We start from the raw sequence: 11935 nt of genomic DNA, 5'->3' as shown, positions 1-11935 counted from the left end.
AAAAGCGATGGAAGCAGGCACGAAGCTTACTTACTTTCGCATGACCTTTTCGGACGGCGTGAGCGCTTCGATGTACGCGGGGCGCGAGAAGATGCGCTCGGCGTACTTCAGCAGCGGCGCGGCGTTCTTGCTCAGGTCGATGCCGTAGTAGTCGAGGCGCCACAGCAGCGGCGCGATGGCCACGTCGAGCATCGAGAAGTTGTCGCCCAGCATGTACTTGTTCTTGAGGAACACGGGTGCAAGCTGCGTGAGGCGGTCGCGGATGTGCGAGCGGGCCTTTTCGAGCGCCTTCTCGTTGCCCTTGGTGGTGCGGTTCTCGAGGGTGGAGACGTGCACGAAGAGTTCCTTCTCGAAGTTGAGCAGGAACAGGCGCACGCGGGCGCGGTCGACCGGGTCGCCGGGCATCAGCTGCGGGTGCGGGAAGCGCTCGTCGATGTACTCGTTGATGATGTTCGACTCGTACAGGATCAGGTCGCGCTCGACCAGGATCGGCACCTGGCCGTACGGATTCATCACGCTGATGTCTTCGGGCTTGTTGTAGAGATCGACGTCGCGGATCTCGAAGTCCATGCCCTTTTCGAACAACACGAAGCGGCAACGGTGGGAAAAGGGGCAGGTCGTTCCTGAATACAAGACCATCATGGCGAGAGACTCCTAAAAATCAAAAAGAGTGGGTCGCGTTGGCAACCCACTCTGCGGGGCCGGATGCCCGAGGGTATCCGGCCGGCGTGGACGGAACTACTTGACGTCTTTCCAGTACGAGGCGTTCAGCCGCCACACGAACACCACCGACATGGCCAGGAACAGCAGCACCCACACGCCGATGCGCACGCGGGTGTTCTGTGCCGGTTCGGCCATCCATTGCAGGTAGCCCACCAGGTCGCCGACGGCCGCATCGAATTGCACGGGTGTCAGGGTGCCGGGAGCGACTTGCTCCCATTTGCCCGTGAACACCTCGGCTTCATGGCCGTGCTGCTCCACCTTGGCATACACCGGGCGGCGCTCGCCTTGCAGTTCCCACAGGGGGTTCGGCATGGCGACGCTCGGGAACACGAGGTTGTTCCAGCCGGTGGCCTTGGTTTCGTCGCGGTAGTAGGTGCGGAGGTACGTGTAGAGGTAGTCGGCGCCGGTGCCGCCATGGCCGGCGCGCGAACGGGCGACCAGCGTCAGGTCGGGCGGCGTGGTGCCGAACCATTCCTTGGCCTGGCGCGCGTCGATGTTGGCCTTCATGGTCTCGCCGACCTTGTCGGTCGTGAACAGAAGGTTGTCCTTGATCTGCTGCTCGCTGATGCCGATGTCCTGCAGGCGGTTGTAGCGCATGAAGGCGGCCGAGTGGCAGTTCAGGCAGTAGTTGACAAACAGCTTGGCACCGTTCTGCAGCGATGCGAGATCGGTCGTCTTGTTGGGAGCCTTGTCCCACGCGATGCCCTCGGACTCGGCCGATGCCGCCGCGGAGAAGGTCAGGCCCAGAGCGAGCCCCAGGACCGCGAGCCAGCCGGAAATGCTTTTCTTCATCGTGTTTCTCTCAGCTCTCTTGCGCTTCTGGTTGTCTCAATGGGCGGCGAAGACCACGCGCTCGGGCACGGTCTTGAATTCGCCCTTGCGGCTCCACCACGGCATCAGGAGGAAGAAGCCGAAGTACACGAGGGTGCCGATCTGCGAGATGGTCTGCGCGATGTCCAGCTTGAACGAGCCGATGGCGAGTTCGCCCCAGACGCCGGGAGGCTGGATGCCCAGGTAGCCCAGGATCAGGAAGAAGAAAACGAAGAGGCCGTACACGTACTTGTGCCAGCCCGGACGGTAGCGGATCGACTTGACTTCGCTGTGGTCGAGCCACGGCAGGAAGAACAGGATGATGACCGAGCCGCCCATGACGACCACGCCCCAGAACTTGGCGTCGAAGGTCTTGAGCAGGAAGATCACCACGGCAGCCACGACGACGCCCGCGATCTTCAGGCCCATGCCCGACTTGCCCTTGACGAAGTTCCAGATCGCGGCCGCAGCGATGATCAGCGAGAACACGTTGACCATGTCGTCGGTGGTCGCGCGCAGCATCGAATAGAACGGCGTGAAGTACCACACCGGGGCGATGTGGTTCGGCGTCTTCAGCGAGTCGGCCGGGATGAAGTTGTTGTATTCGAGGAAGTAGCCGCCAGCCTCGGGGGCGAAGAAGATCACCGCCGAGAAGATCGTGAGGAACACCACCACGCCGAAGATGTCGTGCACGGTGTAGTACGGATGCGACGGAATGCCGTCCAGCGGATGGCCGTCGGGGCCGCGCTTGGCCTTGATCTCGATGCCGTCGGGGTTGTTCGAGCCCACTTCGTGCAGGGCGATCAGGTGGGCCACCACCAGGCCGAGCAGCACCAGGGGCACCGCGATCACGTGGAAGCTGAAGAAGCGGTTCAGCGTGGCGTCGCTCACCACATAGTCGCCGCGGATCAGCAGGGCCAGGTCGGGACCGATGAAGGGGATGGCGGCGAACAGGTTCACGATCACCTGGGCGCCCCAGTAGGACATCTGGCCCCAAGGCAGCAGGTAGCCCATGAAGGCTTCGGCCATCAGGCACAGGAAGATCGCGCAGCCGAACACCCAGATCAGCTCGCGCGGCTTGCGGTAGCTGCCGTACATGAGGCCGCGGAACATGTGCAGGTACACCACGATGAAGAACGCCGAGGCGCCCGTCGAGTGGATGTAGCGGATCAGCCAGCCCCACGGCACGTCGCGCATGATGTACTCGACCGATGCGAACGCTTGGTTCGCGTCGGGCTTGTAGTGCATGACGAGGAAGATGCCGGTGACGATCTGGATCACGAGAACCAGCATCGCCAGCGAGCCGAAGATGTACCAGAAGTTGAAGTTCTTCGGCGCGTAGTACTTGCCCCACTGGTCGTTCCACAGCTTGCTCAGCGGGAAACGGTTGTCGACCCAGTTCAGCAGTTTCTCGCCGGCCGGTGCATTGGGGGAAATCTCGTGGAATTCAGCCATGTTCTTCTTCCGCCTCAGGCCTTCTTGGAGTCTTCACCGATCAGGAGCTTGGTGTCCGACAGGTACATGTGCGGCGGCACCGGCAGGTTGTCGGGCGCAGGCTTGTTCTTGAAGACCCGGCCGGCCAGGTCGAAAGTGGAACCGTGGCAGGGGCAGAGGAAGCCGCCTTCCCAGTCGTTCGGCAGCGAAGGCTGCGGGCCGGCCTGGAAGCGGTCGGTCGGCGAGCAGCCCAGGTGGGTGCAGATGCCGACCACGACGAGCACGTCGGGCTTGATGGAGCGGTGCTCGTTCTGTGCGTACTTGGGGGTGAATTCGTCGGGGTGACGCTTGGAGAGAGGGTCGGCGAGCTGGCCGTCCAGCTTGGGGAGTTCAGCGATCTGCTGGGGGGAGCGCTTGAGGATCCAGACCGGCTTGCCCCGCCATTCGACGGTGATCTTCTCGCCGACCTTGAGTGCCGAGATATCGACCTCGACCGCGGCACCCGCAGCCTTGGCCTTCTCGGACGGCTGGAAAGTGCTCACGAACGGGATGGCGGTGGCCACACCGCCCGCCACGCCGGCACAGCCTGATGCAATCAGCCAAGTCCGCTTGCTGGTGTCGATCCGGGTCGAGCCGGAATTCATGTCACTCATGGGGGGATCCTCTTGTCTTCTTCGCTGGAGCAGGAGTCAACCCGCGATTGTAGCGGGGCGCCAAAGGGATATTCAATGGCCGCCAGGCGCGTGGCCGGCGAACGACGGCGAGGCGCGCCGCGCATGCGGGCGCCCGCCTGGGGCGACAGGAGCCTGTCGCCGCGGGGACTTCAGTTCAGGAGGCCGTGCTGCATCGCCTCGTGGACCGCCTGGGTCCGCGACTTGACGGAGAGTTTGCGATAGATGCTCTTGGCGTGGAACTCGATGGTATTGACCGACAGGTACACCGCCTCGGCGATCTGCCTGTTGCTCCAGCCCTGCGCGATCAGGCGCAGCACCTTGAGCTCGCGCGGCGACAGCAGGTCCTGCGGCAGCCTGGAATCGGGAGCCTCCTGCCGTTGTGGCGGCTGCTGCCGCTGCGATGGCTGGCCCTGCACGCGGATGGCCTCGATCGTGCGCGCCTTCGCGGATGCGGCGATCGAGCCGAGGATGCGCCGCGCGATGCGCGAGTCCATCGGCGATCCCCCACGCTCGATCGAACGCAGCAGATAGGCAAGCTCCGCATCGTCGGATTCCGTCAGGAGATAGCCGATGGCGCCAGCGGCGATGGCTGCGTTCACCTGCTGCTGGTCATCGGCCGCCGACATCCCGACGCTCTCGATGCGCGGATAGGTCTGGCGCACGTGGTGGAGCACAGCAACGCCGTCGTCGCCCGGCAGCCCCATGTCGACCAGCACGAGGTCATAAGGCAAGGCCGCCAGCAGATTGAAGGCTTCGGCACGGCCCGAGGCGACCACCACGCGGCGATGCGGCGCGAGGTCGCAGAGGATGCGCCGCATGCGATCGGCGGATGCGGCGGCGTCCGCAACGATCAGCGCGGCATGGAACACGCCGCCGTAAAGCTGCGCGACCGTCGGCGCCGGCCTCGCGGAGGCGGTGGTGTAGGGGAAGTTCATTTCCATGTCCGCTCTCCTGCCCCCGCGCACCGGACTTCGGCCGTGCCGAATGCGCCGTCAATGCCCAAGAAAAAATTGATCACGCGACTTCCTCTGGCTCTGTGGCTACCCAGTGGGCAGCATCGAAATGTTGTCTTTCGTTTCAGATACCGCAGGAACGATGCCCACTCGGGCGAACGTCGGCGCACGCGACGCTTCGGTGCGTGTAGTACTTTGATTTCGTTGAAGAAATTGCTCGCAACGAGCTGAAAAACGAGGGCCGGCAAAGCCCTTCGGAAGGCCGTTTTCAGGCCGTTGTTACGTGCGAGTTACCGCGCGTGTTACGTAGCACCGCGACACGCGGAACGCGTGCGCGATCGCACCTCCAAACATCGGCAAGCGATTCGTGCGATGCGTGCTAAGCCGCATGTACGTTGGCTTCGCGGGCCATGCATGCATTCGTCGATGCCGTATCGGTCGACATGCATACATCCATAACTACGGATCCCGGTGATGTTCATCGAAGACCTCGATTCCTAGCATCGGTTGCATTGGGTAACTCGATGAAACCCAACCCTGCTTCCACGCGACGAGGGCGTGTGGAAGACCAGAAATGGCAACTGATTTCTTCAAGGAAGAAAGTCCAAATGACTACATCCCAGCGTCCCAGTGTTCGCTCTTTCATTGTTCGCCGTCCGGGCGTGAGCCAGCTTCTCGCTTCGGTGCTTCTTAGCGCAGGCTATGTCCTGACTTTGCCGGTGGCACATGCCCAGGTTCGCGTCGGCGGCAACAATGTCAACGTGACCGGGGGTCCCAACAACGGGCTACTGACTTCCGACGATGGCATCTCCACGCCCAACCTGACGGCAACGGACCTCACCGCGGGCACCATCACCTCGACCAACGGCACGATCAATACCCTGAGTTCGGGCAGCATCACGTCCGGCACGGTAGCGGCAGGCAGCATCACCGCAACGCGCGTCACCACCACCAGCCTGAGCACAACTTCGGCCACGGCCACCAGCCTGACCTCCACCAGCATCAGCACGGCCACCCTCACAGCGGGCACTGTGTCTGCAGGCAGCATCTCTGCAGGCACCGTGTCTGCGGGCAGCATCACCTCCGGCACGGTGTCCTCGACCAACGTCACCACGACGAACCTTTCCGCCACCAGCGGCACCGTCGGCAACCTGACCTCCACAAGCATCAGCACGGGCACGCTCACCGCAGGCACCGTGTCCGCAGGCAGCATCACTGCCGGCACCGTGTCCTCGACCAACGTCACTACGACGAACGTCTCGGCGACCAGCGGCACGATCAATACGCTGAGCTCCGCCAGCATCACGGCCAGCACAGTCAGTGCCGGCAGCGTGACCACCGGCAGCGTGTCATCGAGCAACGGCACGATCCAGTCGCTGACCTCGACCAACATCGTGGCAACCGGCGTCACCTCGACGAATGTGCTGGCGACCGGCATCACCTCGACCAACATCGATGCCACCAACCTGACGTCGAACACCGGCAGCATCGCCACGCTGACCTCCACCAACGTCAGCACCACCAACGTGACGGCCTCAAATGGCACGATCAACACGGTGAGCTCGACGAACGTCAGCACCACCAATCTGACCGCATCGAACGGCACCATCAACACGTTGAGTTCGGCCAACGTGAGCACGACGAACCTGACGGCCAGCAACGGCACGATCAACACGCTGAGCTCGGCGAACGTCAGCACCACCAACCTGACGGCGTCGAACGGCACCATCAACACGTTGAGTGCCACCAACGTCAGCACCACGGATCTGACCGCCAGCAACGGCACGATCAACACGTTGAGCGCCACCAACGTCAGCACGACGGACCTGACTGCCAGCAACGGCACCATCAACACGCTGAGCGCCACCAACGTCAGCACCACGGACCTGACCGCCAGCAACGGCACCATCAACACGCTGAGCGCCACCAACGTCAGCACCACGGACCTGACCGCCAGCAATGGCACGATCAACACGTTGAGCGCCACCAACGTCAGCACCACGGACCTGACTGCCAACAACGGCACGATCAATACGCTGAGTGCGACCAACGTCAGCACCACCGACCTGACCGCCAACAACGGCACGATCAACACGCTGAGTGCGACCAACGTCAGCACCACGGACCTGACGGCCAACAGCGGCACGATCAACACGTTGAGTGCAACCAACGTCAGCACCACCGACCTGACCGCCAACAGCGGCACGATCAATACGTTGAGCGCGACCAACGTCAGCACCACGAACCTGACGGCCAGCAACGGCACGATCAACACGCTGAGCGCGACCAACGTCAGCACCACGAACCTGACGGCCAGCAACGGCACGATCAACACGTTGAGCTCGACCAACGTCAGCACGACGAACCTGACGGCCAGCAACGGCACGATCAATACGTTGAGCGCCACCAACGTCAGCACGACCAACCTGACGGCCAACGCCGGCACCATCAACACCCTGAGCGCCACCAACGTCAGCACCACCAACCTGACGGCGAGCCGCGGCACGATCAACACGCTGAGCGCCACGAACGTCAGCACCACCAACCTGTCGGCCGCCAGCGCCACGGTCAACGCACTGACCGCGGGCACGGTCTCCGCCACGACGGTGAACGCGAGCACGGTGAACGCCACCACCGGCAACTTCCAGACGATCACGGCCGCCAACGGCAACATCACGGTGCTGAACACGCAGACCGGCAACATCACCACGATCAACGCCGTGACCGGCAACGTCACCACGCTGAATGCCGGCACGGTCAACGTCACCGGCAACGTGACGGCGGGCGGCACCATCACGGCGGGCAACGGCGTGGTCGCCAACGGCCGGGTGCAGAACGTGGCTCCGGGCGTCCTGCCGACGGATGCGGCCAACATCTCGCAGTTGAACCAGGTCCGCTCCGAAGTGCAGGACATGCGCAAGACCAGCAGCACCGGCGCGGCGATCGCGCTGGCTGCCGCCTCAGTGCCGGCGCTCGAAGCGGGCAAGAGCTTCGGCGTCGGGGTCGGCGTGGGCTCCTACGACGGCCGCTCGGCCATCGCGGCTGCCGCCAGCTTCCGCATCGGCGAAGGCGCGCAGATCAAGGTGAACATCGGCAGCGGCAACAACGGCAAGGTCGGCGGCGGCATCGGCGCATCCTGGTCCTGGTAGTCCGGTCCGGCACTCCCGTGGCGCCTGCGCGCCGCGGGAATGCCAGCGGATGCAACCGAAAGGCTGGCTCCTATACTGGGTGACCGGCCTTTTTCACTTGTACAGAAACCGGCATCCAGGCAGGCGGCCTCCGCCCTCCTATGACCCGTCCATCACACGGCTTCATGAACTCATCTTCTCTCGCCCCCGCTCCCTCCTCGCCGGCCGCGGACGCCGGGCAACTCCTGGAGCAGGGTCTGGCGCTGCACCGGGTGGGCCGTTTCGCGGAAGCCATCCAGGTCTACGAGGCCCTGCTGTCGCGTTTTCCGGAACATGCCGACGCACTGCACCTGACGGGCGAGGCGTTGTACCGGCAGGGCCGGTCGAAGCTGGCGCTGAACTACGTGAACCGCGCGATCGCGCGGTCGCCGCACCACTTCTACTTCAACACCCGCGCGACGATCTTCATGCACATGGGCCTGCCGAACGAAGCGCAGCAGGACCTTCGCCGCGCGATCAAGACGCAGCCCCACTACCCCGAGGCCTACGTGAACCTCTCGGCGGTCTACCGGCAGCAGAAGAAGTTCCGGCAGGCGCGAGAAGCCGCCGCCGAGGCCACGCGGCTCGCGCCGCAGGCACCCGCGGCCTGGAACAACGCCGGCGCCATCGACATGGAGCAGGACCGCTTCGACGAGGCGATCGTGCAGTTCCGCCAGGCGCTGGCGCTGGACGGCAACTACGGCGCCGCGCACAAGAACATCGGCAAAATCCGCGCGCACCAGAAGGACTGGGCCGCCGCGCTCGACTCGTACGCGCACGCCGCCGCCGATCCGCTGGACTGCGAGGCCGCCTTCATGCTTTCCCGCGCGCTGCAGGCCTGCGGACGCATCGAGGAAGCCATCGAACCCATGCAGCGCGCCATGCGCAACTGGCCGGCCGAGGAGCGCCACAAGGCGCTGTCCGACCCCGAGGGCGTGGCCGCGCTCTACGGCGTGTGCGGCGCGCTCGAGGGCGTGTCGATGCGCTTCGCGGAATCGGCCGAGCTCTACAGGCTCGCGCTCGAGAGCCTGCCCGAGCACGAGTTGCTGCTGAACAACCTGGGCACGGCGAACTTCCGGCTCGGCCGCTTCGACACCGCCATCGAGGTGCTGAAGAAGGCGCTCGAAGTGCATCCGCGCCAGGTGCTCGCGCGCTGCAACCTGGGCGTGACCTACGTGATGGCGGGCCAGTCGAAGGAGGCCATTGCGGAGTTCGAACAGTGCCTGCGCGACGACCCCGACTTCATGCCCGCCATGGTGTGGATGCTGGGCGAGAAGGCGCACATCGCCGACTGGAACGGCGTGCCCGAACTGCGCGAGCGCATTGCGGCGCTGCTCGACAACCCGAGCAACGACCAGACGGTGTCGTCCTTCATCCTGATGTCGAACTACGACGACGCGCGCCGCCTCATGAACTGGACGCAGCGCTCCGCCCTGCTGGCCGACCGCAACGCGGCCATCAGGCCATTCGCCGACGCGGGCGCGCGCCGCACCTCGCCGCGCATCCGCGTGGGCTACTACTCGTTCGACTTCCGCAACCATCCCGTAGCGCACCTGACGGCCGAGCTCTACGGCCAGCACGACCGCAAGGACTTCGAAGTCTTCGTCTACTCCTACGGGCCGGACGACGGCCATCCGGCGCGGGCACGCATCGCCGCGTCGGCCGAGCATTTCGTCGACCTGCAGGGCCAGTCGATCCAGCAGATGGCCGAGCGCATCCGCGAGGACGAGATCGACATCCTGGTCGACCTCTCGGGCGACACGCGCGGCGCCAAGCCGCAGGTGATGGCCTACCACGCGGCGCCCGCGCAGCTCATGTGGCTGGGCTACATGGGCACCAGCGGCACGCCCAACTACGACTACTTGGTGTCCGACAACTTCCTCTCGCCGCCGGGCACGGAAGACTGCTACTCCGAGAAACTGCTGCGCCTGCCCGAGACCTTCCAGGTGATCGACACCAGGCGCCCAGTCAATCCGCACAGGCCCACGCGCGCCGAGCACGGCCTGCCCGAGGACGCCTTCGTGCTGTGCAACTTCTCGCAGTCCTTCAAGATCCAGCCCGAGACCTTCGAGGCCTGGGTGCGCATCGTGCAGGGCATTCCGAACTCGGTGCTGTGGCTGGCGCAGGGCCCGAACGGCTTCGAGCAGAACCTGCGTGCGCAATGGGAGAAGGCGGGCCTCGCGGCCGAGCGGCTGATCGTGTCGCCGCGCATGCCGGTCGACCAGCACCTCGCGCGCATTGGCCTGGCCGACCTGTTCATCGACACCTTCCCCTACAGCAGCGGCGCGACCGCGAACGACGTGCTGTGGTCGGGCGTGCCGCTGCTGGCGCTCACGGGCACGACGATGGTGTCGCGCATGGCGGGCAGCCTGCTGCGCGCCATCGGGCTGCCGGAACTTGTGGCCGCGAGCCACGAGGAATACGTGCACAAGGCCGTCCACTACGCCACGCACCCCGATGAACTGGCCGACCTGCGCGGCCGGCTCGCCGCGGCCAAGGACGCGCGCCGCGGCTACTTCGACACGCCGCGCTTCGTGCGCCACCTGGAAGACGGCTACCGGCAGATTGCCGCGCGCAGTCGTGAAGGTTTGCCGGCCGCGCATGTCGATGTGGCGCCGCGTGCGCTGGAGAAGTGAGCAATCGCGGGCATACTCGGCTCTCCTTCAACAGCAGAGCTCCAGCAGCCTTTTGAATCATGAGCATCCTCAGTGAATTCAAGGAATTTGCCGTCAAGGGCAACGTCATCGACCTCGCGGTCGGCGTGATCATCGGCGCCGCCTTCGGCAAGATCGTCGACTCGCTCGTGGCCGACATCATCATGCCGCTGGTGGGCGTGGTGTTCGGCAAGCTCGATTTCTCGAATCTCTACGTGGTGCTGGGCACCGTGCCGCCGGGCGTCGCGAACACGCTGGCAGACCTGAAGAAGGCAGGCGTTCCGGTGCTGGCGTACGGCAACTTCATCACCATCGCCGTCAACTTCGTGATCCTCGCCTTCATCATCTTCATGATGGTCAAGCAGATCAACCGCCTGAAGCGCACCGAAGAGCCGGCACCCGCCGCCGCGCCCGAGACACCCGAAGACGTGGTGCTGCTGCGCGAGATTCGCGACAGCCTCAAACGCTCCTGATCAAACGCCCCCGAGCACCCGGGCCATGCGCAGCGCCTCCACGAGGCTGGACGCATCGGCCCGCCCCGTTCCGGCAATGTCGAACGCGGTGCCGTGATCGGGGCTGGTGCGCACCAGCGGCAGCCCCAGCGTCACGTTCACGCCCTTCTCCACCCCCAGGTACTTGACCGGGATCAGCCCCTGGTCGTGGTACATCGCGACCACCACGTCGAATTCGCCGCTGGACGGCACGCCGTTCCTGGCGCGTGCGCGCATGAAGACTGTGTCGGGCGCGTGAGGCCCGCTGGCGTCGATGCCCTCGGCGCGCGCGGCCTCGATGGCCGGCGCGATGATCTCCCGCTCCTCCGAACCGAAGAGCCCGCCCTCGCCCGCATGCGGATTGAGGCCCGCCACGCCGATGCGCGGCGCGCGGCCCAGCGCATGGCTCAACGCGCGATGCGTGATGCGCAGCGTCTCCAGCACGCCCTCGAAGCGCACCGCGTCGATGGCCTTGCGCAGCGACATGTGGATGCTGACGAGCACTGTGCGCAGCTCGTCGTTGGCCAGCATCATGCGCACCGGCACGTCGGCCACTGTGCGGCCCAGGTGCGCGGCCGCCTCGGCCTGCAGCAGCTCGGTGTGACCGGGGTACGGAAAGCCGGCGGCCGACAGCGCCTCCTTGTGCAGCGGCGCGGTCACGATGGCGCCGATCTCGCCGCGCAGCGCGGCCCGCGCGGCCCAGACCACGCATTCGCCCGCCACGCGGCCGGCTTCGGCGCTGATGCGGCCCGTTTCGATGTGCGAAGGCGGCGCGATCACCTGCAGCACCGGAATGCAGCCCGGCGGCACGGTCGCGGCATCGGCGACGGATTCGATCTCCAGCACCGGCCAGCCCGGCCGGCCGTCTGCTGCCAGCGCCTGCGACGCCTTGCGCAGCGTGCCCACGTCACCGGCGACGAAAGCGCCACGCGTCGCTTCGGGTGCGTCGCGGAAGGCCTTGACGATGATCTCGGGGCCGATGCCGGCGGGGTCGCCCAGCGTGATGGCGATGGGGCCGCTCATAGGAAA

9 protein-coding genes are annotated in these 11935 nt (G+C 65.2%); 3 read left to right on the top strand and 6 right to left on the bottom strand.

Annotation, left to right across the window (positions count from 1 at the left end):
* Window positions 1-30: 30 nt before the first annotated feature.
* The 5 genes from FHT32_RS28790 to FHT32_RS28770 form a co-directional block, all read right to left on the bottom strand.
* Window positions 31-642, bottom strand: a complete 612-nt coding sequence (locus FHT32_RS28790) for a glutathione S-transferase N-terminal domain-containing protein (protein ID WP_007835362.1) — start codon at window positions 640-642, stop codon at window positions 31-33.
* A 96-nt stretch (window positions 643-738) separates the two neighbouring features.
* The gene (locus FHT32_RS28785; RefSeq protein WP_176667977.1) at window positions 739-1515 is read right to left on the bottom strand and encodes a cytochrome c1; all 777 of its coding nucleotides are present in this window, start codon (window positions 1513-1515) and stop codon (window positions 739-741) included.
* Between the two features lie 36 nt (window positions 1516-1551).
* The gene (locus FHT32_RS28780; protein ID WP_176667976.1) at window positions 1552-2988 is read right to left on the bottom strand and encodes a cytochrome bc complex cytochrome b subunit; all 1437 of its coding nucleotides are present in this window, start codon (window positions 2986-2988) and stop codon (window positions 1552-1554) included.
* A gap of 14 nt (window positions 2989-3002) precedes the next feature.
* A complete protein-coding gene (gene petA, locus FHT32_RS28775) occupies window positions 3003-3620 on the bottom strand; it encodes a ubiquinol-cytochrome c reductase iron-sulfur subunit (RefSeq protein WP_176667975.1) in 618 nt (205 codons plus the stop codon).
* Between the two features lie 170 nt (window positions 3621-3790).
* Complete coding sequence (locus FHT32_RS28770) at window positions 3791-4582, bottom strand: response regulator transcription factor (protein ID WP_176667974.1); 792 nt, start codon at window positions 4580-4582, stop codon at window positions 3791-3793.
* 773 nt (window positions 4583-5355) lie between these two features.
* Here FHT32_RS28770 and FHT32_RS28765 point away from each other — a divergent pair.
* The 3 genes from FHT32_RS28765 to mscL all read left to right on the top strand — a co-directional run bounded on the left by FHT32_RS28765 (window position 5356) and on the right by mscL (window position 10888).
* The gene (locus tag FHT32_RS28765; protein ID WP_371132270.1) at window positions 5356-7743 is read left to right on the top strand and encodes a beta strand repeat-containing protein; all 2388 of its coding nucleotides are present in this window, start codon (window positions 5356-5358) and stop codon (window positions 7741-7743) included.
* Window positions 7744-7907: 164 nt separating this feature from the next.
* Entirely contained in the window at window positions 7908-10397 is a 2490-nt protein-coding gene (locus tag FHT32_RS28760; RefSeq protein ID WP_176667973.1) for a tetratricopeptide repeat protein, read from the top strand.
* Between the two features lie 59 nt (window positions 10398-10456).
* A complete protein-coding gene (gene mscL, locus FHT32_RS28755) occupies window positions 10457-10888 on the top strand; it encodes a large conductance mechanosensitive channel protein MscL (protein ID WP_176667972.1) in 432 nt (143 codons plus the stop codon).
* Here mscL and pdxA read toward each other — a convergent pair whose 3' ends face one another.
* Window positions 10889-11929, bottom strand: a complete 1041-nt coding sequence (gene pdxA / locus FHT32_RS28750) for a 4-hydroxythreonine-4-phosphate dehydrogenase PdxA (protein ID WP_176667971.1) — start codon at window positions 11927-11929, stop codon at window positions 10889-10891. It lies immediately after the preceding gene.
* Window positions 11930-11935: the final 6 nt, after the last annotated feature.

It is taken from the genome of Variovorax sp. SG517, assembly GCF_013376045.1.
Taxonomy (GTDB): Bacteria; Pseudomonadota; Gammaproteobacteria; order Burkholderiales; family Burkholderiaceae_C; genus Variovorax.
This window is presented reverse-complemented; position numbering and strand designations above follow the sequence as displayed.

What these genes read in the sequence shown, in the direction of transcription:
- FHT32_RS28790 (WP_007835362.1), bottom strand. Translation starts at nt 642, where the DNA reads ATGATGGTCTTGTATTCAGGAACGACCTGCCCCTTTTCCCACCGTTGC.
- FHT32_RS28785 (WP_176667977.1), bottom strand. Translation starts at nt 1,515, where the DNA reads ATGAAGAAAAGCATTTCCGGCTGGCTCGCGGTCCTGGGGCTCGCTCTG.
- FHT32_RS28780 (WP_176667976.1), bottom strand. Translation starts at nt 2,988, where the DNA reads ATGGCTGAATTCCACGAGATTTCCCCCAATGCACCGGCCGGCGAGAAA.
- petA (WP_176667975.1), bottom strand. Translation starts at nt 3,620, where the DNA reads ATGAGTGACATGAATTCCGGCTCGACCCGGATCGACACCAGCAAGCGG.
- FHT32_RS28770 (WP_176667974.1), bottom strand. Translation starts at nt 4,582, where the DNA reads ATGGAAATGAACTTCCCCTACACCACCGCCTCCGCGAGGCCGGCGCCG.
- FHT32_RS28760 (WP_176667973.1), top strand. Translation starts at nt 7,908, where the DNA reads ATGAACTCATCTTCTCTCGCCCCCGCTCCCTCCTCGCCGGCCGCGGAC.
- mscL (WP_176667972.1), top strand. Translation starts at nt 10,457, where the DNA reads ATGAGCATCCTCAGTGAATTCAAGGAATTTGCCGTCAAGGGCAACGTC.
- pdxA (WP_176667971.1), bottom strand. Translation starts at nt 11,929, where the DNA reads ATGAGCGGCCCCATCGCCATCACGCTGGGCGACCCCGCCGGCATCGGC.